Origin of the sequence: Lederbergia graminis, assembly GCF_042655485.1 — a bacterium.
Classification (GTDB): Bacteria; Bacillota; Bacilli; order Bacillales; family Bacillaceae_C; genus Lederbergia; species Lederbergia graminis.
In genome coordinates, this window is the sequence record NZ_JBHSMC010000005.1 from 24,134 (window position 1) to 46,075 (window position 21,942).

Genomic DNA, 21,942 nt, shown 5'->3' on the forward strand with positions numbered 1-21,942 from the left:
GCAAATAGAAAAAATCCCACTTATTAAGCGGGATTTCTCTATATTATTCTGTATACCCCATCAAAATTTTAGCATAAGGGGAATCAGATGGGATAATGATGACTGTATCATCACCAATAATTTTCTTATATGTTTCTAATGTACGATATAGATTATAAAATTCAGGGTCTTTAGAAAAAGCTTCATTATAGATTTTTGCTGCTTCTCCTTCCCCTTCCGCACGAATCTCATCCGCATCTGCTTCTGCTTTTGAAAGGATTTCTTTCACTTTACGATCCGTTTCCGCCATTGTTTCGTTTTTCTTTGCATCACCTTGTGATAAGTAATCTTGGGCTGTTGATTGACGCTCAGAAATCATTCTAGTATAAACAGAATTTTCATTTTCAGTTGGTAAATCAGTACGTTTCGTCCGCACATCTACAACTGTAATCCCATACTCATCTCTTGATAATAGTTCATTTACTTTTTCAGTCACTTGATCATTCAAACTACCACGGGAGGACTTCTCGTCATTAATAATTTCATCATAATTTAATTGACCAAGTTCAGCTCTAACAACAGAATAGATAAATTCCTCCATTCGAGTTTCTGCATTAAGTACTGTTCTTGCGTTTGAAATCATTTTCTTAGGGTCATCAATTTTCCATACTGCATAGTTATCAATGATAATCCGCTTCTTGTCTTTCGTATTAATTTCTGCCTCTGACACATTATATGTCATTTGTCGTTTCGGAAGTGTTGAAGTGTTTTGAATAAATGGTATTTTGAATGCTATACCAGGCTCACTCTTAATATCCACTACTTCTCCGAATTGGCGAATTACTTTATATTCTCCCTCTTTCACGACAAACACGCTAGAAAAAAACAATATCAGTATGACTATTAACGCTAAGAAGAACATCCCAATTTTTGCAAATTTACGCCATTCTTCATTAACAGATTTTCTCATGTTCACGACTTTTTCATCCATTATTGTTGTGTACCTCCTTCTTCAGTAGACACATTTCCTTGATTAGAAGGTGTAGGTTGTTGTTGGTTTTCTAATGGTCGAATTGGAAAATACTTCATCGTATTCCCATCATCATTCATAATATAAATTTCAGCACCAGGGAGAACTTGTTCCAATGTCTCTAATGTTAAACGTTCCCTCGTGATCTCTGGGTTGTTTTTATATTGCTCATATAATTTATTGAAAATGGCAACATCCCCACGAGCAGCTTCTAAACGAGCAGCTTTATCTCCTGTTGCTTTTGAAATAATCGCAGCCTTTTCCCCTTCAGCTTCATTCATTAATTGATTTTCATATTTCTGCGCTTCGTTAATCTTCGTATTCATTGTTTCCCTTGCATCTGTAACTGCAGTAAAAGCATTACGCACATCTTCATTCGGAAGTTCTACATCTTTTAAATTCACTGCAAGAATCGAAATACCTAGGTCATACTTATCTATTAAGCTAGTAAGTAATTCACGTACTTCTGCTTGGATTTCTGCTTTACCAGTTGTTAAGGCATCATCAATCTTTGAATTACCAATGATACTTCTTAAAGAAGCCGATGTCGCATCATACAATATATCTTTTGGATTTTCAGCATTAAATAGATACTTTTGTGGATCTACTATTTTCCACTGTACTACAAGATCTGCAAGGACAATATTTTCATCCCCTGTAATCATCTTTGTTTCGTTAGCTGCGCCATTATCTTCCTTATATCCAAAATCTAGTGATAAAGTTTCAGCAGGTACCTTTTCCACTTCTTGAATTGGCCATGGTAGTTTGAAATGTAGTCCTGGCTCCGAAACAGTTTGTTCTGCTTTCCCAAAGGTCATTATGACGGCTTGATCAGATTCATCTACAGTATACCAAGTTGTAAAGGCAACAATTGCTAGAATGATAACTGAAATAACAAGACCTGTTACCGTATAAATTCGTTTTAAGCTCATGCTTCACTTCCCCTTCTCTTAATCTCTCAACAGGTATATACGACTAGGTGGGGAAAAAGTTTCATAAAATTATATAGCTATTTTGGGATTTGTTTTTTTAACTTTGTATGTTGATTTCCACTTCAGGTACTCGCTTTCCGCGGGCGGTTCGGTGAGCCTCCTCGTCGCTACGCGCCTGTGGGGTCTCACCCTGACCCGTCATTCCCGCAGGAGTCTCGTACCTTCCGCTCCAATCAACACTTTAGCAGTATAAAGATTTTATTATAAATAAGCTTACCAATTAAAAAGCCTCGCTACATGGCGAGACTTTGATAATGTAATGCTTATTATATTTTTTGCTCGCTGTATCGACATGGTGCGTACTCCTTCTTTTAATGAGTTATGTTTAATAATGCTTTTTACTGAGGGTAAATCGTTCTTTCAGGTAATTCTTTGTACTCTTTTTTTGATTTCACTATATCTCCAATTAGCTGTGTCAACTGGTAAAAGTCTTTATGGTTTTTAATACTTTGGTCATAGCCATCTCTCCATATGAACGATTTCTTTTTCCATCCATATTGAATTTGAAATTTATGGCCTAATCCACCGGGAAGACCTGATAATCCTTGAATTTCATTGGGATAATCAAAAAAATCAATTTCTTTCATATAGCTTAATATTTTCTTTTTTTCTTCCTTCGTTAATTCGAGATCAATTGTCACTGGTCCATCGTCTAATATTTTAGTATATTGATTTGTAAAAGTATTCAATTGATCTCCCCCGTTTAAATAACCAGATTCATATATAAAATTGAACCTAGACTGAATAAGGAAGAAAATCAATATTAGTGAAATTATTAAAACTATTACTAATGACATTATTTTAGTATTTTTCATCATACTAATTTTACCACCTCCAATAGAATCATTGTCTCTATCACTTAATATACAATTGAAGATGAGTAATATGTTCCACCATATTTATTATAACTTTGAAAATATGGTGCGATTGCTACACGATACGTCCCAGAACCATACGAAGTCAGGTAAAAATCAGCTGTTACTGTTCTATCATAAGTCCATCCTAACCCTTTTACCAATCCGGTATTATTTATTACGTTTTGGGTTGCAACAGTTTTCCAACTTCCAGATGAATACCTTTGTAATTGAACCCTATAATGCTTCTCTCCGTATGATCTATCCTTAGAGGTAAATCGGGCTATGTTATTTGAAATTACACTCGAAGTAATATTTTCTGCCCACCCATAGCCTAAAACACTATCTATCTTTTGCTTATCAGTATAACTAGGGCCTTTCAATGAGTTACACCCTGCCGCATCCATAATTGTTGTTACGGAACCATTACAAACATTTGATCCTGTATGTTTATATTGTTCATGTAATCCAATATAGATAAAAATAACCGTGTCTAACTTTTTGGGGTCACTTCAAAACCCCGAGGAGGCTTGCCATTCTTGTCTAGCTCAGCTCCTTGTGGCTATTGAATTTCCTGTCGCTTCCCTACGATAAGTCATCATCGACTTATTCCCTTCGTGATTCCTTTACCTCAGTTAGCGCTGTAGTAAATTCATAGGCCACTTCACTGTCGCCTACACTTTTCTATTCCAATGGAAAGCGAAGTGTATACGGGCTACGGATATTTAATCAAAAAATTTATTTGCAAACAGTAACAATACACAGTAATTATTGATTATTATTGTGGTGGACAAACAACAATATCCCCATTTAAAACTATGTCTTCATTTTCATCTATTGCTTCGACATGAACTGTTATTTGGTTTACTTCCGTCTCCATGTCTGTGATTTCAAAAAGAAATGTTACTGTTTCGTAGTGATGTACCGGTTTTGTAAATTCGATTTGCTGTTTAATAATATTTGAACCCGGCCCTGGCATATATTTGGATACTGCAGAAGTAATAATGCCTGTTAGCATGATTGCTGGAACGATCGGTTTCTTATAAATTGTTTGTGAAGTATATTCATGTTGTATGTACAGTGGGTTTGCGTCATTAGTAAGTCCTAGGAATAATAGTAATTCTTTATCCTCCATTTTTTCTGTAACTTCAAACTTTTCACCTACTGATATTTCTTCTATTTTCCGACCGAGCTTTTGTTTTTTTCCCAGTATCAATACGGGCACCTCCATCAAATAAAAACGCTTTCTAAAATATTATTTTTATCATAACATGTTTATTTTCTCTGTACAAAAGAAATACCGAACCAATCTATCTTAAATAGGCTGGTTCGGTATTTTTATTAATTTAAGCTCTGTTAAACTCTGTTGTTGATTTTCGCTCCTGAACACTCGCTTTCCGCGGGCACGGCCTCAGCTAACTTGGCAAAGAAAACCGCTTTGCCAAGTTAGCTGAGGCTCGTGCTGTTCCCGCAGGAGTCTCGTGTACATCCGCTACAATCAACTAAGTTGTTAACAACAATGAACTTTAACAGAGCCTAATTTAAAATATCCATTACTTTTCGTACTGATGCAGCTGACTTTTGGAGCGCTACCTTTTCATCATCTGTTAAATCGAGTTCAATGATTTTTTCAATGCCATTCTTACCTAAAATAGTAGGTACACCTAAGTAAATACCATCGAATCCATATTCACCTTCAAGGTAAGCTATTGCAGGAAGAACACGACGTTGATCCTTTACGATGGCTTCTACCATCTCAACTAAAGCAGCAGCGGGTGCGTAGTATGCACTACCATTCCCTAATAAGTTTACAATTTCGCCTCCACCTTTACGGGTGCGTTCAACGATTGCCTCGAGACGATCTTGTGGAATTAATGTTTCAAGCGGAATTCCACCTGCAAAAGAATAACGCACAAGCGGAACCATATCGTCTCCATGTCCCCCAAGTACAAATCCAGTTATATCCTTTACAGATAGATTTAATTCTTGTGCAACAAATGTACGAAAACGAGCAGTATCAAGTACACCTGATTGACCAATAACTCGATTCTTAGGAAATCCTGATTCCTTAAAAACTGTATAAGTCATCGCATCCACTGGATTCGTAAGGACAACAATATAGCAGTTTGGAGAATATTTTACAATTTCTTGCGTGACACTTTTCATGATTTGCTGGTTTGTTTGCACGAGGTCATCACGACTCATCCCAGGTTTACGTGCAATCCCTGCAGTAATAACAACTACATCCGAGTCCTTCGTATCCTCGTAATCAGCAGTACCAGTAATATTGGCGTCAAATCCTTGTACTGGAGAAGCTTCTAGCATGTCGAGAGCTTTCCCTTTTGTTGGATTTTCCATTTGCGGGATGTCCACCAGTACTACATCGCCCAGTTCTTTCTGAGCTAATAGAAATGCTGTTGTTGCTCCTGTAAAACCACTACCAATTACGGAAAGCTTTTTTCGTGCCATTTATATCTCCCCCTACCGTAAAGTACTTATCTGAAACCGTTTCATTTTCATTATAAAATAAAAGACTGAGGAATGCGAGTCAACCCGAAGATTGAACCCGCTTTTTCCGTCAGTCCATTAAATTAACCCATATTTTCAATTAATGCAGTTGCGAATTCGGAAGTTTTTACTTCTGTTGCACCTTCCATTAGGCGTGCAAAGTCATAAGTAACAACTTTAGATTCAATTGTTTTCTCAACAGAATCAATGATTAATTTTGCTGCTTCATTCCATCCTAAGTGTTCAAGCATTAGTACACCTGAAAGAAGAACAGATGAAGGATTTACTTTATCAAGGCCAGCATATTTTGGAGCAGTACCATGTGTAGCTTCAAAAATAGCATGTCCTGTTTCGTAGTTGATGTTTGCTCCAGGAGCAATACCAATCCCACCTACTTGAGCAGCTAGTGCATCAGAGATGTAATCTCCATTTAAGTTCATTGTTGCTACAACATCAAATTCTTTTGGACGAGTTAAGATTTGTTGTAAGAAGATATCTGCAATAGCATCTTTTACAATGATTTTTCCTGCTGCTTCTGCATCAGCTTGTGCTTTATTAGCAGCTTCAGTGCCTTGCTCTTCCTTAATCTGATCGTATTGGTTCCATGTGAATACTTTATCGCCGAATTCTCTTTCAGCTAGTTCATATCCCCAATTCTTAAATGCGCCTTCTGTAAATTTCATAATGTTACCTTTATGTACAAGTGTAACAGATTTACGGCCTTCTTTAATTGCATAGTTGATAGCTGCACGTACTAGACGCTCAGTACCTTCTGCAGAAACAGGCTTAATTCCAATCCCAGAAGTTTCAGGGAAACGGATTTTGTTTACACCCATTTCATTTTTCAAGAACTCAATCACTTTTTTAACTTCATCTGTACCTTCTTTATACTCAATACCTGCATAGATATCTTCTGTATTTTCGCGGAAGATAACCATATCTGTATCTTCTGGACGTTTTACCGGGGAAGGTACACCTTGGAAATAACGTACTGGACGTAAGCATACGAATAAATCAAGCTCTTGTCGAAGTGCTACGTTTAGTGAACGAATTCCTCCACCGATTGGTGTTGTTAAAGGTCCTTTAATTGCGATGAAATACTCACGAATTGCTTCTAGTGTTTCTTCTGGTAACCATTCACCAAATTTATTGTAAGCTTTCTCACCTGCATATACTTCTTTCCAGACAATTTCCTTTTCACCAGCATATGCTTTTTCAACCGCAGCATCTAATACTCTTTGTGCTGCTGCCCAAATATCGGGACCTGTCCCATCTCCTTCAATAAATGGAATAATAGGATTGTTTGGCGTCTTTAACACACCGTTTTCAACTATAATTTTTTCACCTTGTGTCATTTTGTTCCCTCCTGTGTTAGTCATGATTTATTATAATATCAGAAAAACTATAAATATTCTATCTTCGCTTCCTCTTAACGCTGATCAACAGGTACGTATTGACGCAAAGATGGTCCTGTATATTCTGCGCGTGGACGAATCAATCTGTTGTTATCATATTGTTCTAGAATATGTGCAAGCCATCCAGATACCCTGGAAACAGCAAAGATAGGCGTAAATAGATCATGGTCAATGCCAAGGCTATGATATACAGATGCTGAATAAAAATCAACATTTGGCGGTAGTGGTTTTTGTGAAGTAAATGTTTCATGTACCTTTACTGAAATATCATACCATTCTGGTTCACCAGTTAGTTCTGTGAGCTTTCTTGACATTTCTTTCAGATGTTTAGCTCTTGGATCACCACTTCGATATACACGGTGACCGAAGCCCATAATTTTTTCTTTTTTACTTAGTTTATCTAAGACATATTGTTCTGCTTTATCTACTGAACCAATTTCTGTGAGCATTTTCATTACTTGTTCGTTTGCTCCACCATGAAGAGGTCCTTTTAAAGCACCAATTGCTGATGTTATACCAGAGTATACATCCGAAAGTGTTGCAACACATACACGAGCAGTGAATGTAGATGCATTTAGTTCATGGTCTGCATGAAGAATTAATGCTTTGTTCATCGCTTCTACTTCAATTTTCTCTGGTTCTTTACCATTGAGCATATACAAGAAATTTTCAGCGATATCAAAGTCTTTACGTGGAGCTACTGGTTCAAGACCTTTTCGTATTCTTGAGAAAGCAGCAACGATTGTTGGCATTTTAGCTTGCAGACGAATTGCTTTACGATAATTAGCCTCTTTTTCCATTACATCCGCTTCATCATCATAGAGACCAAGTAATGAAACAGCTGTACGTAGTGCTGCCATTGGATGTATTTTATCGGTAGGCATAGATTTTAGAGTTGCAATTACTTCTTTCGGAAGTTCCATATTGTCTGCTATTTGATTTTTTAATTCTTGTAATTGTTCTTTTGTAGGTAATTCTAAATGCCAAAGTAAATAAATTACCTCTTCAAAAGTTGCATTTTCTGTTAAGTCATCAATGTTATAACCAACATATGTTAGATTATCATCGATGATAGAACTAATGGAAGATGTAGTTGCTACAATTCCTTCCAGTCCTTGCTTTGCAATCATAATATAACCTCTCCTTTATCTCTCTTTTTGTAACAAACTGAATTTACAGCAAAATAAAGATAGATTGCTATAAGAGGATTCATAAAACAGCAATCGTGCGCTTAATAATCCAATTCCCATTTATTCACAATACCCCACATTCCATAATAGCGACTTAATTTAGCCATTCACTAGATAGGGAGATTGTATCATTGTCCATTATAACTAAAAAATGTACTTTTGGAAATGGAAACGCTTAAAAATTCACAATCTAATAAAAAAGTATAGAATAACGACAAAAAACTCGTTATCCTATACCTGATTTTAATAATTCAAATACTTTCATTGCAATATAAGCTATCCCCGCTCCAATCAATGGTCCAACTGGGACTCCTTTAAATAGAGCAACCGCTAAAATAGTTCCTATTACTAACGCAGTTGTAATATGGGGATCGGTTGATAGGAGGCCAACACCATATCTTGCTATAATCGCAACTGCCATACCTGCAGCAAGAGCAATCCAAGCATATGGAGATTTTACAACTTCTCCTAATTCTTTAAAACCTATATGTCCACTCGCAATCGGAGCAAGAACGGCAATAGTTATGACGGTTACTCCCCAATTTATACCTTTTGCCTGAAGAGTATCAAATATTTTATGATCTATCCCTATTACGATAAGGACGATTAAAATACTAGCAGCAATCATTAATGACTGGTTTTTTGCTATGAAGCCTATAGCAAGAAGTAATAACATAAATAAAAATGGCTGGTTAAACATCGTCGCACATCCTTAACAGAAAATTATTATCGTAAATTGCCCATCATGTTTTGATAGAGAAAAGCATATAATCCATTAATATGAAATGGGGGTGGCTTTTTGAATAGAGAAACTGTAAATATAGTAATTCGATTTCTACTTGTTCTTAGTATTATTTTCCTTTTGTGCATTTCTCTTTATTTTATTTCAAAGGTTACTTATCCATTTATTATTGCTATAGCAATCACAATTATGATAAATCCAGCGGTAAATTTCCTGGAATTCAAATGGAAATTCCCAAGAGCACTTGCTGTGTTATCTACTCTATTTATTCTAATTGCTATATTTGCTGGCATCATAACATTATTGATAGCAGAAATTGTCGCTGGTGCTTCCTATCTCGCTACAGTAGTTCCACATCACGTTGGTACATTTATTCTTTTCTTAGAAGATTGGTTCGCCGGACAAGTTCTCCCATTCTATAATAAGATCTCAAACTTATTTCAAAGTCTGGATAGTGGTCAGCAAGAAACAATCATGGATAGTATTAGAAGTGCTGGGAATAAAATAACAGAAACGGCAACTGTTTTTTTACAAAGTTTTTTCTTAAATCTACCTGGTCTAATATCGTGGATTCCAAATGCAGCGACAGTTCTCGTTTTCTCTGTATTAGCCACTTTCTTTATTAGTAAAGATTGGAGAAAATTAACTGCGCTTTTCAAACAGTTGTTACCTGAAAAGGCACATTCTAGTGGAAAAAAAGTATTTGTAGATTTAAAAAAGGCTTTTGCTGGTTTTTTTAAAGCCCAGTTTACCTTAATTTCAATTACTCTAATGATAGTATTAATTGGCCTTTTAATTCTTAAGATCCAATACGCGATTACCATCGCTTTTATTTCAGCGCTAGTGGACTTATTACCGTACTTAGGGACAGGGATTGTATTTGTGCCTTGGATCATCTATGAAGCTGTTACAGGCAATTACGGACTAGCATTAGGCTTAGGGATACTTTATACAGTTGTTGTAGTGCAGAGGCAAGTAATGGAACCTAAAATCCTCTCTACTAATATAGGGCTAAACCCATTAGCTACACTCATAGCTTTATTTGTTGGTTTTAAACTGTTTGGATTCTTGGGATTAATCGCTGGACCCGTTTTACTCGTATTTATATCCGCCCTTCACAATGCTAATGTATTTTACGATATTTGGGAATATATCATTGGAAATAATAAAAACGCATGATAAAAGAGACTGTTCAAAAGTCATACTACATGACTTTTAGCAGTCTCTTTTTTATCGGTAGATATATATTTGTTTTCTAGAGATCCACTTCTTAATCATTTTAAGTAATAAAGGCCTTAGAGCTATTCTAGTAAAAGGAATTAATAATATTAATCCGAATAAATCGGTAATAAAACCAGGGCTTAATAGAAGAATTCCTCCTGCTAGAATACATACTCCATCCAGCAGCGCATTACCAGGTGGTTCACCATTTCTTATCTGTTCCTGAACCTTTTGTAATGCAGACAATCCCTGCCTTTTTGCTAAAAATGCCCCTAAAATACCAGTCAAAATGATAATAGCAACAGTATTTAAAATACCAATCTCATTCCCAGCGAGAATAAATACCCCTATCTCTACAGCAGGAAGGATAATAAATAAAAGAATAAAATACTTCAAACGGACCACATCCCCGTTTTCAATTAATGAATTGATATAAAATGTTGGGACAATACGATCTGAACTAGAGGTAAATCCGAACAATGGAAATAAAACGATACCGCTTCGGAAATACACTACGCTTTCCGCGGGCTTAGAAAAGTGAAAGGCGCTTGCTTATCGGCGACAAGCAAATGTTCTGAGACAAAGAAAGGCGCACTTTGCCTTTCATGTCTCAGGTTATTTGACCTCGAGCCGATAGCGCCTACAACTAGACAAGGCTAATGAGCCTCCTCGGCGCTAAACGCGCCTGTGGGGTCTCATCGAGGCCTTTGTTCCCGCAGGAGTCTTCGTGTATTTCCTCCGCTGATAACTTTAATTTCGTATAGATGATACAAAAAGACCAAACTATATTAATTAATATAGTTCGGCTTTAGGTTTTATCACATTTTTTTCCTTAGCCTCTTATAAAAAAGCTATATAATAAACGGATTAAAGAACACTAGCATGTCCATTGTAGATAACTCCATGAGTAGAATCTACCGTAATTTCTTGTCCATCCTTAATAATATTTGTAGCATTTTCAACACCTACAATAACTGGAATACCTAGGTTAATTCCAACTACTGCAGCATGGCTTGTTAAGCCACCTTCTTCTGTAATAAGAGCAGAACATTGATCTAAATAAGATACCATTTCTTTATCAGTACCAATCGCAACCATTACAGAGCCTGGTTTAATTTTCTCTTGTGCTTCTTGAGCATTACGTGTAATTACAGCCTTACCAAATGCAGATTTGCGGCCAATACCTTGACCTTTAGCAAGTACATCACCAACAACATGAACTTTCATCAAGTTAGTTGTTCCTTTTTCACCAACAGGAACTCCACCAGTAATAATGATGACATCGCCATGCTTCACATGACCAGAATTCAAACTTTCACTTACTGCTTGTTCTAACATTTCATCTGTAGTAGCCACTTTCTCAGCAAAGTAAGGATATATACCCCATTGAAGCGTTAAGCGACGAACAACTGATTCATTTGAAGTAACAGCAATAATCGGAGCTTTTGGACGGTATTTTGATACCATTCTTGCAGTATGTCCACTTTCAGTAGGAGTTACAATTGCATTCACATCTAGATTGATTGCAGTATGAGCAACTGATTGACAAATTGCATCTGTCATATTGCGATCACTATTCTTTCTTAAGTACGATAAGATTTCTTGATGGTTTAGAGCAGTTTCTGCTTTTAGGGCAATGTTTGCCATTGTTTTAACTGCTTCAACTGGGTATGAACCTGCAGCCGTTTCACCAGAAAGCATAACCGCATCTGTACCGTCAAAAATTGCATTAGCAACGTCACTTGCTTCAGCACGTGTTGGTCTAGGGTTACGTTGCATGGAATCTAACATTTGCGTCGCAGTAATAACTGGTTTTCCAAGCTCATTACATTTTCTAATTAATTGTTTTTGTACAAGAGGAACAGCTTCTGTAGGGATTTCTACGCCTAAGTCTCCACGTGCTACCATTAATCCGTCAGAAACAGCGAGGATTTCATCGATATTATCAACACCCTCTTGGTTTTCAATCTTAGGGATGATGTTGATGTAAGATCCACCATTCTCTTCTAACAATTGTCTAATCTCTAAAACATCAGATGCTCTTCTTACGAATGATGCAGCTATAAAATCTACACCTTGTTCAATACCAAATAGGATATCTTTTGCATCTTTTTCTGTCATACCAGGAAGATTTACTGAAACTCCTGGAACATTAACACCTTTTTTATTTTTAAGAATACCTGTATTTAATACTTTCGTAACGATTTCGCTCGTATCACGTTTGATTTCTACTACTTCTAGGCCAATTAAGCCATCATCTAATAAAATATTAGAACCAACATGAACATCATTAATTAAACCAGGGTATGAGATGGAGATTCTCTCTTCCGTTCCTTCAACTTGTTCCATTGAAATTCTCAAAGTTGTGCCTTCTTTTAATTCAAGTGCGCCATCTTTCATGTCATGAGTTCTAATCTCTGGGCCTTTTGTATCTAGAAGAATCCCTACATTTTTACCTGCTCTTTTTGAAGCTTCACGAAGGTTAACGATGCGGTTACGGTGTTCTTCATGATCACCATGTGAGAAATTTAGGCGGGCAACATTCATCCCAGCATTAATCAGTTGATAAAGAGTTTCCGTATCTTCACTTACAGGTCCAATAGTACAAACTATTTTTGTCTTTTTCATTTACTTATTTCCTCCTAAACATCATACAAACTATATCGATAATTCTTTGGATAAATCGTACATGGACTTATCATAAACACGATCTTGCTCAAGGATTGTTAGTATATCATCCTCAACTATTTCATTGCGGACAATTCCTACTGCTTTTCCACCTTGATTATTCATTAGAAGTTCTACTGCACGTGCACCTAAACGACTTGCTAACACCCGGTCAAAGCCTGTCGGAGTTCCACCACGTTGGATATGGCCTAATACGGACACACGATGCTCAACCTTGGAAACTTCGTAAAGCTTCTCAGCGAATTCTACCCCACTCATTACTCCTTCAGCCACAATAATGATACTGTGTTTCTTGCCACGTTTTACACCATTTTTTATTCTCGTAGCAATATCATTCATATCAAAATCCACTTCTGGTACAATAATTGTTTCTGCACCACCAGCAAGTCCAGCCCAAAGAGCGATATCTCCAGCACCTCTACCCATTACTTCAATGATAAATGTTCTTTCATGAGAAGAAGCTGTATCCCGGATCTTATCAATTGCATCAAGTACAGTATTTAGCGCAGTATCAAAACCAATTGTAAATTGAGTACCTGATATATCGTTATCGATTGTTGCAGGGACACCAACACATGGAAAACCATGCTCCGTTAGTTTTTGCGCTCCCATAAAGGAACCATCTCCACCAATAACAACAAGCCCGTCAATTCCATGCTTTTTCAGTTGTTCAACACCTTTTAATTGTCCTTCTCTCGTTTTGAATTCCTCGGATCTTGCAGAACGAAGTATAGTACCACCTCGTTGTACAATATCACCAACTGATCCTAATTCTAATTTTGTAATATTCCCATTGATTAGTCCATTAAATCCTTGATGTACTCCAAACGTTTCGATTCCATGATAGATTGATTTTCTAACTACCGCTCTTATTGCTGCATTCATTCCTGGTGCGTCTCCACCACTTGTTAAAACACCAATTCTTTTCATAAATATCACCTCAGCTTTGAAATTATGGAATATTACGCAAATGTAAATTAAAATCGAATTATGTAAAACAATTTTATACATGCATGTTTAAAATACCACTTTATGAGCTTTTTCACAAATTTTTTCCCCAAAAAAAGAGGTATTACTAAAAAGTTAGTAATGCCTCAATTATGGATATTTTCATAATCTTTGGTTTCCGAATATTTACCTATGTTTTTAAACTTTTGATAACGATTTACAATTAATTGATCTGTTGGAATAGTTAGTAGTTCTTTTAATGTTTTGGTTAAAACAATATCAATATGAAGTGCTTGTTCTTCAATATTTTTATGTGCTCCACCTTTTACTTCAGGTATTATTTCATCGACTACGCCAAGTTCTAAAAGGTCAGGTGCAGTAATTCGCATTGCTTCTGCAGCTTGTTTTGCTAGTGAAGCATCCTTCCACAAGATGGACGCTGCCCCTTCAGGAGTAATAACTGAGTAAGTAGAGTTTTCTAACATAAAAATACGATCTCCAACACCTAGAGCTAGTGCACCACCACTACCACCTTCTCCTGTGACGATACAAATGATTGGTACAGTCAATCCAGCCATCTCAAATAAATTACGAGCAATTGCTTCACTTTGTCCTCTTTCTTCTGCTGCTTTTCCTGGGTAAGCTCCTTTTGTATCAATAAAACAAATGATTGGTCTGTTAAACTTCTCAGCTTGTTTCATTAAACGTAAGGCTTTACGATACCCTTCTGGATGTGGCATTCCAAAATTACGTCGAATATTTTCTTTCGTATCTCTTCCACGCTGATGACCTATAACAGTTACTGGGAGTCCCTTGTACTTGGCAATACCACCAACAATTGCAGTATCATCACCAAATACTCGATCACCATGTAGCTCCATAAAATCGGTAAATAGTCTTTCAATATAATCTACCGTTGTTGGACGTTCAGCATGGCGAGCTACTTGCACTCGATCCCAAGGTAACATATTCTCATACACATCTTTTTCTAACTTTTCCAATCTAGCTTCCAATTTATCTATTTCTTCTGTTAGGTCTATATCAGAATCCTTCGTAAACTCCCGTAACTCGGCAATTTTTTTCTTTAAATCTAATACTGGTTTTTCAAATTCTAATCCATTTACCATGAGAGTTCACCTTCTTGCTGATGAATTTCTAATACCGTTGTTAACTTCACTTTCATTTCTAGACGATGTATCACCGCATCAAGTTGTCCATGTTCTAATAGAAACTCAGCAGTTTGGAAATCATCAGGGAGATCTTCCCTAATGGTTTGTTCTATAACACGTCTACCTGCGAAACCAATTAAGGCACCAGGTTCTGCAAAATTATAATCCCCTAAAGAAGCAAAACTAGCAGAAACTCCTCCTGTTGTTGGGTGCGTCATGACAGAAATAATCAAACCACCCTTATCACTGAACATTTTAAGAGCAGCACTTGTTTTTGCCATTTGCATCAAAGAGAGTACACCTTCCTGCATTCTTGCTCCGCCGGAAGCAGTAAAGATAATGAAAGGTACTTCTAATTTTGCCGCCTCTTCGATTGCACGAGCAATTTTTTCTCCGACAACTGAGCCCATACTTCCCATTCTAAAGTGAGAGTCCATAATAGCCACTACAACTTTATTTCCGTTAATAGCACCTGTTCCGGTAAGGACTGCTTCGTTTAATTTAGTATTCTTTTTATCTTTTTCTAGCTTCTCTAAATAATCAGGAAAACCAAGTGGATTTTCTGATGTGATAGATTCATTAAATTCTTGGAATGTACCCTCATCGATAATACTCTCAACACGTTCAAATGCGGTCATCCGTAAATGATGACCACAATGTAGACATACTTTTAGATTCTTTTCTAAATCTTTCGTATACATTATCTTTTTACATTCAGGACATTTTGTCATGATTCCCTCGGGAACATCATGCTTTGCTGCCTCTGATGGAATTGCCGCATACTTTTTCTTTTTTGCTTTAGGTTTTGTAAATAAATCCTTTAGCACACTGTTCCCCCCATATCAACTAGTTTATCAGAATGAGAACATACCATTAGGATTGCAGCATTTGATCGTAAAACGATAATGCTGCTTTCTCATTCCCTGTAACTAGTGCATCTAGTATTTGAAAATTTATATGGCGATTTGGTTTCATGTCTGCCATTGAGTAGTCCTTTAAAATAATCCAAATTCGATATAAAAGATGATTATTTGCAAGTTCCATTAATTTATCGAAATCAACGGAAGAATGTCCTTCATCCATAAGCACTTGTATTTTAAGTTTATTTGGAGATGAACAAATATCCCTAATAATATCCTTTTCTAGAAATTCCTTTGCCTCTTGTAAATCCTTTTGTACAGAGGAATCTTCGAGAATAAACATACCTAACAAACTAATTAAACGGTGATTTTTAAAATTGGTTAGAAAAGTTCCTTCACCGCGACGAGTTTCAATTAAACCTAATAGTTCCAAAGCCCGCAATGCTTCCCGAACGGAGGATCTTCCAACTTGAAGTCGTTCAGTTAATGTTCGTTCTGAAGGGATTTTATCCCCAGCCTTTAATCCATCTGATTGGATAATAGATTTTATATCTTTTACGATTGTGAGAAAAACTTTAGAGTTTTCTTGTTTATTAATCACTATCATCTTCGCCTTTACTTATTTCCGCGATTTTCAACGTTCTTTTTCTTATTTCCTCTGGGTCTACAGAAATTTGGGCGACACCTGTTTCCATAGCAGCTTTTGCCACTGCAGCTGCAACATGTGGTGCAACACGATGATCAAATGGACTGGGAATCACATATCCAGGTTTTAGTTCCTCGTCTGTAATTAGATTCGCGATTGCAGAAACTGCTGCTTGTTTCATTTTTTCATTTATATGAGTCGCTCTTACGTCCAGTGCTCCTCTAAATATACCGGGAAATGCTAATACATTATTTACTTGATTTGGATAATCTGATCGACCTGTTCCTATTACCATAGCACCTGCTTCTATTGCAGCTTCCGGCATTATTTCAGGATCCGGATTCGCCATCGCAAATATGATTGGATTTTGGTGCATGGTCGCAATCATATCTTTTGTTAATGCACCCGCTACCGAGACACCAATAAAGATATCTGCATCCTTAATTACATCAGCAAGCTTTCCTTTTACTTTCCGCTGATTTGTCTGTTTTGCAATATCTTCCTTTATTTTATTCATTCCATCAGGCCGTCCATCATATATCGCACCTTTAGAATCACACATAATGATGTCTTTCACACCATAACTAATCAATAATTTCAAAATAGCAATACCAGCAGAACCCGCTCCATTAATTACTATTCTACTGGTTGACATTGTTTTTCCAACTAATTTCAAAGCATTTACTAATCCTGCAACAGTTACAATTGCTGTACCATGTTGGTCATCATGAAAGACAGGTATACTCGTTTCTGCTTTTAATCTTTCTTCAATTTCAAAACATTGAGGTGCTGCAATATCCTCTAAATTAATCCCACCAAAATTTGGTTCAAGAAGCTTAACAGTCTGTATTATTTCTTCTACATTTTCAGTGTTAAGACAGAGTGGAAATGCGTCAACTCCTGCAAAACTTTTAAATAATACTGCCTTTCCTTCCATCACTGGTAATGCAGCAGCTGCTCCAATATTTCCAAGTCCCAATACTGCTGTACCATTACTAATGACGGCAATCATATTCCCTTTCATCGTATAGTCATATACTGTTTCTGGCTTTTCGTATATTTCTTTACATGGTGCGGCTACACCCGGTGAATAGGCTAAACTTAAGTCTTTTGCATTTTTGACAACTACTTTTGATTTTGATTCAAGCTTTCCCTTGTTTTTTCTATGCAAATGTAGTGCTTCTTCTCGCAAGGTCAAGAGTTCCACTCCTTTATTTATGCAGAATACACGCAAAAATCGTAGGGTACCTCGAATCCAGGTAGGATTTTATTCATTCCATACAAAAAGTGGTCAGACCACATAAGCTTATAAGACAATATATCATATTTTTTCTGGTAGAAAAAGCTTATTTTAGGATAACGTTTTGTTTTCCTAGTAAAGCTTCTAACTCTGATAGACATTTTCGTGATGGATTGATCCAATCTTTCTCAGCTAATTTAATCGTTCTCTTAGTTGATTCGTAATGGACAATTACCTTTGTATCTCCACGATTTCCCTCTAAAATATGTTGGAGGTCTTGTAGTATTTTCTGATTATTAAAATCGTTAGAGATTTTTATATATAAGGTTCCATTGCTAGTAGACTGCTTATTAATTAATTGTGATGCTGGTTGAAGTTTTTGAATAATAAATTGCAGTTTCCCTGATCTTTCTTCGATATTTCCGTTGATTAATACTATTTCTCCTTCTTTACATGTCGATAAGTAGTTTTTATACGTATCTGGAAACACGACTGCATCCATTTCTCCAGACGGATCACTTATCGTTACAAAAGCCATTAAATCCCCCTTCTTTGTGCGTATAGGCTTCACATTCGTGATATAAACACCGGATGAAACTTTCCTTTGTCCAGGGGTAAGTTGAATTAAAGGAATTGTTCCTACTTCCAAAAATACACGTTCATACATGCTGGTAGGATGATCAGAAATATAAACACCTAAAGCTTGTTTCTCTAACTGTAGTTTCTCTGCAATTCCTATTGGTTCTCTCTCAATGTATTTCGGTTTTAATTGAAACAGTTCATCATCTTCAAAAAGGTCTGTCTCTGCTTCTGTTGGTCTCATTAATTCAGCATGTTCGAGAGCTATATCTAAAGATGCAAGGAGTACAGCCCTATCTTGCCCAAACTCATCAAACGCACCAGAATAAACGAGCGATTCTAATACTTTTCGATTCACTGCTTTTGCTGAAACACGCAAGCAAAAATCAAATAAATCTTTAAAAGGTGCTGTTTTTCTAGCTTTCATTATTTCCCTATATGCTGTTGCACCTATACTACGAATGGCACTGAGGCTATAGCGAATACCATTTTGCTCTGGTAAAAAGCGAAATTGACTTGCATTAATAGATGGAGGAAGTATCTCCATGCCCATGTTTTTAGCTTCCGAAATATAGGACGCTATTTTATCATCATTTCCAATTGCTGAAGTAAGTAAAGCAGCCATAAAGTCTAATGGATAATTTGCTTTAAGATAGCTTAACTGCCATGAAATATGACTATATGCAACAGCGTGACTTCTATTAAAACCATAATTTGCAAAACGAACGATTAAATCATACGTTTTATTTGCAACTTCTTCGCTATACCCTTTTTGACAAGCACCTTTCACAAAATGATTCCGTTCTTTATCTAGCACTTCTTTTTTCTTTTTACTAACAGCTCTCCTGAGAAGATCTGCTTCACCGAGTGAAAATCCTGCCATCTTAGAGGCAATCTGCATGATTTGCTCCTGATAAACAATGACACCGTATGTGATTTTTAAAATTGGTTCTAAATCTGGATGTAAATATTCAACTATCTTCTTTCCATGTTTGCCGGCAATATATTCTGGAATATTTTCCATTGGGCCTGGTCTATACAAGGCGTTGACTGCCACTATGTCTTCAAATTGTGTCGGCTTCAATTGACGAAGAACCTTTCTCATTCCTTCTGATTCTAATTGGAATATTCCAGTCGTATCCCCTCTACGTAGTAAAGCAAATGTTTTTTCATCATGCAGCGGGATTTCTTTAATTTGAATTTTCTTTTTAACACGGTACTCAATGCTTTTTAAAATTTGTTCAATCAACGTTAAATTTCGTAGTCCGAGAAAATCCATTTTCAGTAATCCGATTTCCTCTAACTCTTCCATTGGAAATTGAGTCAAATATGTTCCAGCTTCTCCACCTTGGATTGGAATTAAATCTGTTAAAGGCTGTTCCGATATAACAACTCCAGCTGCATGGGTAGAGGTGTGACGTGGTAGCCCTTCTAATTTCAATGCTGTTTCGTATAATAGTCGTTTCTGCTCCGAAGCTGCTACAAACTCTTGTAACCCTTTTGATTCTTTATACGCATCTTTTAAGGTGATACCTAAACGCCCTGGAATAAACTTTGAAAGCTGCTCCATTTCCTGTGAACTAAGCCCAAACACACGTGCAGTATCACGAAGTGCAGCCTTTGCTGCAAAAGTACCAAACGTAATAATTTGTGCAACATGTAATTTTCCATATTTGTTCATCACATACTGAATGACATCATCCCGACGATGGTCAGGAAAATCAATATCAATATCAGGCATAGACACTCTTTCTGGATTTAAGAACCTTTCAAATAGCAAACCATGCTCTAACGGGTCAATATCTGTAATCCCCAATAAATAGGAGACAAGTGAACCTGCAGCCGAACCACGTCCAGGTCCAGTTAATATATGCTGTTCTCTAGCATATTTCATAAAGTCCCAAACTATTAAAAAATAGTCATTAAAGCCCATTTTATCGATGATGGATAGTTCATATTTCAGTCGCTTGATATATTCTGGATTAGTTGATAACTGTCTTTTTTCTATTTCGGAATAACATAATTTCTTTAGTGCAGTTGCTGCTGTTTCTCCTTCTGGTAGTGGATACTTAGGCAATAATTGTTGATTTGTTTCGATCATCACATTACATTTATCCACAATCTCCATCGTATTATGAATAGCATCTCTGTATTGTGAAAATAAACTGATCATTTCTTCTTGATTTTTAAAATATTTTTCTCCAGCATGATGAATCTCTATTTCATGAAGCTTAAAGCCATCACGGATAGCGGCCATACAATCGGAAGCAAATCTGTCTCCTTTATGTAAATAACGAACATCATTGGTAGCTACATATGGGATTGACTGTTGCTGTGAAATTTTCTCTATTTCTGCTATTAAATTTTCTTCACCGTGATTCTGTAGCGATAAATAAAAGCTCCCTGGTTCAAAAACAGACTTTAAATTATTCGCTATAATAGAAGCTTGTTCGATATTCCCTGCTAGAAGTGTCGATTCTATTTCTCCATTTTCTCCTGGACTAATTGCTATTAGCCCTTTACTATACGCTTTCAGCCATTTTATTGATATCCTTTTATCCGGACTAGTCTTAATAACACTAGATATTTTTAGTAGATTTTTATATCCGTTATTATTTCTCGCTAATAAAATAATGGAGTATGTATGATTTGATTCCGTTCCTTCAATATCTGCAGTCATCCCTATAATCGGCTTTATTTTCGCTTGAACACATGCTTTATAAAAAGATAAAACACCATATAATGTGTTGTGATCTGTTATTGCTAATGCTTTATAGTCATATTCCTTTGCTTGCTTCACTAACGCGGGAATCGAGATGGTGCTCGATAATAGGCTATATGCAGTGGAGATTTGCAAATGTGCAAATGTCATCTTAATTCACCTTCCCTAAATTCTTCTTATATACATTATGAACTAGCTATCCAAAAAAGAAAATACGTTCGCATTATTATTCATTCAATTTTTCATACATTCACACTTTGTCCCATATATTTAAATATAGTGATTTTAATTAAAACTGGAGATGGTTGTATGAATGAAGCCTTTTTCCCCACTTTTTTTAATTGTTACTTCATTGCATTAGGCATTATGTTCGGTGGAGCTTTAATTGGTGGACTTGCTGCTTTTATTACAGGAGAACCACTTTTCACAGAAATAGCTAAAATTTCTAGTAGGATTAGGATTTGGGCTATCATTGCTGCAATTGGTGGAACTTTCGATACTGTGTATAGCTTCGAGAGAGGTTTTTTAGATGGTGGGATGAGAGACTTATTTAAGCAATTTCTTTGGATACTATCTGCTATGGGGGGAGCAAAAACAGCAGCTCTTATTATTACTTGGCTAACACAGGAGCATATTTCATGAGAATTCCGCCATTATATCGCAAACCTAATTGGCAACGTTTTTTCTCTGGTGCGGCAATTGGTGGCTGTATCAGTTGGGTAATCTTTTTATATATGTTTGGAGCGATGCAAGAGAGATTCGGCTATATAATTGATGACCAAGCCCAGGTAATTGCGAAATTAGAAAAAGAAAAAGAATTGTGGCAGGAAGATTATAAAGAATTAAATGAGAAAAACGAAAAATTGCTGACCGTTCAAAATATTGACGTGAAGCTAACCGGTTATGAAAAATACGATATTAACGACAGGCAAAGTGTCTTTATGGTACAAGAAACGGTAAAAGAAGATTTAAAGTCATTACTAAAAAAAGATTTAGGGATTGTCTATAAAAATAGCGAGATCATAGAGAAAACAATTACAAATAGAAATCATGATATTAACGGTAAAGATTACAAACTAATCGTTCGCAAGATTTCCTACTATACAACGATAAATATTGTTGTCGAACTAAAACTAGCATAGAACTTTCGCATTTTACT

At 36.3% G+C, this 21,942-nt stretch carries 20 protein-coding genes; 3 read left to right on the top strand and 17 right to left on the bottom strand.

Going from position 1 to position 21,942, the window contains the following annotated elements; genetic code table 11:
- Positions 1 to 43: 43 nt before the first annotated feature.
- The 9 genes from hflC to ACFPM4_RS06350 form a co-directional block, all read right to left on the bottom strand.
- Positions 44 to 970 carry a protease modulator HflC gene (hflC, locus tag ACFPM4_RS06310; RefSeq protein WP_382349140.1) on the bottom strand — a complete coding sequence of 309 codons (927 nt, stop codon included), beginning with the start codon at positions 968 to 970 and terminating at the stop codon, positions 44 to 46.
- The gene (hflK, locus tag ACFPM4_RS06315; RefSeq protein ID WP_382349144.1) at positions 970 to 1,941 is read right to left on the bottom strand and encodes an FtsH protease activity modulator HflK; all 972 of its coding nucleotides are present in this window, start codon (positions 1,939 to 1,941) and stop codon (positions 970 to 972) included. The genes hflC and hflK overlap by 1 nt, the downstream gene beginning before the upstream one ends.
- 398 nt (positions 1,942 to 2,339) lie before the next feature.
- Positions 2,340 to 2,798, bottom strand: coding sequence for a hypothetical protein (locus ACFPM4_RS06320; protein WP_382349147.1), 459 nt, complete (start codon positions 2,796 to 2,798; stop codon positions 2,340 to 2,342).
- Positions 2,799 to 2,860: 62 nt separating this feature from the next.
- Entirely contained in the window at positions 2,861 to 3,238 is a 378-nt protein-coding gene (locus tag ACFPM4_RS06325; protein ID WP_382349150.1) for a hypothetical protein, read from the bottom strand.
- 395 nt (positions 3,239 to 3,633) lie between these two features.
- Positions 3,634 to 4,071 (bottom strand): MaoC/PaaZ C-terminal domain-containing protein, encoded by a 438-nt coding sequence (locus ACFPM4_RS06330; RefSeq protein ID WP_144924046.1) that lies wholly within the window; start codon positions 4,069 to 4,071, stop codon positions 3,634 to 3,636.
- Positions 4,072 to 4,391: 320 nt separating this feature from the next.
- Positions 4,392 to 5,324 carry a malate dehydrogenase gene (gene mdh / locus ACFPM4_RS06335; RefSeq protein WP_382349154.1) on the bottom strand — a complete coding sequence of 311 codons (933 nt, stop codon included), beginning with the start codon at positions 5,322 to 5,324 and terminating at the stop codon, positions 4,392 to 4,394.
- Between the two features lie 122 nt (positions 5,325 to 5,446).
- Positions 5,447 to 6,718, bottom strand: a complete 1,272-nt coding sequence (icd, locus tag ACFPM4_RS06340) for an NADP-dependent isocitrate dehydrogenase (RefSeq protein ID WP_144924052.1) — start codon at positions 6,716 to 6,718, stop codon at positions 5,447 to 5,449.
- Positions 6,719 to 6,792: 74 nt separating this feature from the next.
- Positions 6,793 to 7,908, bottom strand: coding sequence for a citrate synthase (gene citZ, locus ACFPM4_RS06345; RefSeq protein WP_144924055.1), 1,116 nt, complete (start codon positions 7,906 to 7,908; stop codon positions 6,793 to 6,795).
- 286 nt (positions 7,909 to 8,194) lie between these two features.
- A complete protein-coding gene (locus ACFPM4_RS06350) occupies positions 8,195 to 8,668 on the bottom strand; it encodes a DUF441 domain-containing protein (RefSeq protein WP_144924058.1) in 474 nt (157 codons plus the stop codon).
- A 99-nt stretch (positions 8,669 to 8,767) separates the two neighbouring features.
- Here ACFPM4_RS06350 and ytvI point away from each other — a divergent pair, with 99 nt between their 5' ends.
- Positions 8,768 to 9,889 carry a sporulation integral membrane protein YtvI gene (gene ytvI / locus ACFPM4_RS06355; protein WP_382349159.1) on the top strand — a complete coding sequence of 374 codons (1,122 nt, stop codon included), beginning with the start codon at positions 8,768 to 8,770 and terminating at the stop codon, positions 9,887 to 9,889.
- A gap of 51 nt (positions 9,890 to 9,940) precedes the next feature.
- Here ytvI and ACFPM4_RS06360 read toward each other — a convergent pair whose 3' ends face one another.
- The 8 genes from ACFPM4_RS06360 to dnaE form a co-directional block, all read right to left on the bottom strand.
- Complete coding sequence (locus ACFPM4_RS06360; protein ID WP_144924064.1) at positions 9,941 to 10,327, bottom strand: FxsA family protein; 387 nt, start codon at positions 10,325 to 10,327, stop codon at positions 9,941 to 9,943.
- Between the two features lie 471 nt (positions 10,328 to 10,798).
- Positions 10,799 to 12,559 (bottom strand): pyruvate kinase, encoded by a 1,761-nt coding sequence (pyk, locus tag ACFPM4_RS06365; protein WP_144924067.1) that lies wholly within the window; start codon positions 12,557 to 12,559, stop codon positions 10,799 to 10,801.
- A 30-nt stretch (positions 12,560 to 12,589) separates the two neighbouring features.
- Positions 12,590 to 13,549, bottom strand: coding sequence for a 6-phosphofructokinase (gene pfkA / locus ACFPM4_RS06370; RefSeq protein WP_144924070.1), 960 nt, complete (start codon positions 13,547 to 13,549; stop codon positions 12,590 to 12,592).
- 164 nt (positions 13,550 to 13,713) lie between these two features.
- Positions 13,714 to 14,694 carry an acetyl-CoA carboxylase carboxyl transferase subunit alpha gene (accA, locus tag ACFPM4_RS06375; RefSeq protein WP_382349164.1) on the bottom strand — a complete coding sequence of 327 codons (981 nt, stop codon included), beginning with the start codon at positions 14,692 to 14,694 and terminating at the stop codon, positions 13,714 to 13,716.
- Complete coding sequence (gene accD / locus ACFPM4_RS06380) at positions 14,688 to 15,563, bottom strand: acetyl-CoA carboxylase, carboxyltransferase subunit beta (protein ID WP_144924076.1); 876 nt, start codon at positions 15,561 to 15,563, stop codon at positions 14,688 to 14,690. Before accD ends, accA begins: the two co-directional genes overlap by 7 nt.
- A 46-nt stretch (positions 15,564 to 15,609) precedes the next feature.
- A complete protein-coding gene (locus ACFPM4_RS06385; protein WP_186324750.1) occupies positions 15,610 to 16,197 on the bottom strand; it encodes a FadR/GntR family transcriptional regulator in 588 nt (195 codons plus the stop codon).
- Positions 16,190 to 17,440 (bottom strand): NADP-dependent malic enzyme, encoded by a 1,251-nt coding sequence (gene ystJ / locus ACFPM4_RS06390; protein ID WP_144924083.1) that lies wholly within the window; start codon positions 17,438 to 17,440, stop codon positions 16,190 to 16,192. The genes ACFPM4_RS06385 and ystJ overlap by 8 nt, the downstream gene beginning before the upstream one ends.
- 148 nt (positions 17,441 to 17,588) lie before the next feature.
- On the bottom strand, positions 17,589 to 20,933 hold the full coding sequence (gene dnaE, locus ACFPM4_RS06395; protein ID WP_382349169.1) for a DNA polymerase III subunit alpha: 3,345 nt from the start codon (positions 20,931 to 20,933) through the stop codon (positions 17,589 to 17,591).
- 159 nt (positions 20,934 to 21,092) lie between these two features.
- Here dnaE and ytrH point away from each other — a divergent pair, with 159 nt between their 5' ends.
- Both ytrH and ytrI read left to right on the top strand, forming a co-directional pair.
- Positions 21,093 to 21,425 carry a sporulation membrane protein YtrH gene (gene ytrH, locus ACFPM4_RS06400; protein WP_144924090.1) on the top strand — a complete coding sequence of 111 codons (333 nt, stop codon included), beginning with the start codon at positions 21,093 to 21,095 and terminating at the stop codon, positions 21,423 to 21,425.
- Entirely contained in the window at positions 21,422 to 21,925 is a 504-nt protein-coding gene (ytrI, locus tag ACFPM4_RS06405; RefSeq protein ID WP_144924093.1) for a sporulation membrane protein YtrI, read from the top strand. Before ytrH ends, ytrI begins: the two co-directional genes overlap by 4 nt.
- The last annotated feature ends 17 nt before the right edge of the window (positions 21,926 to 21,942 follow it).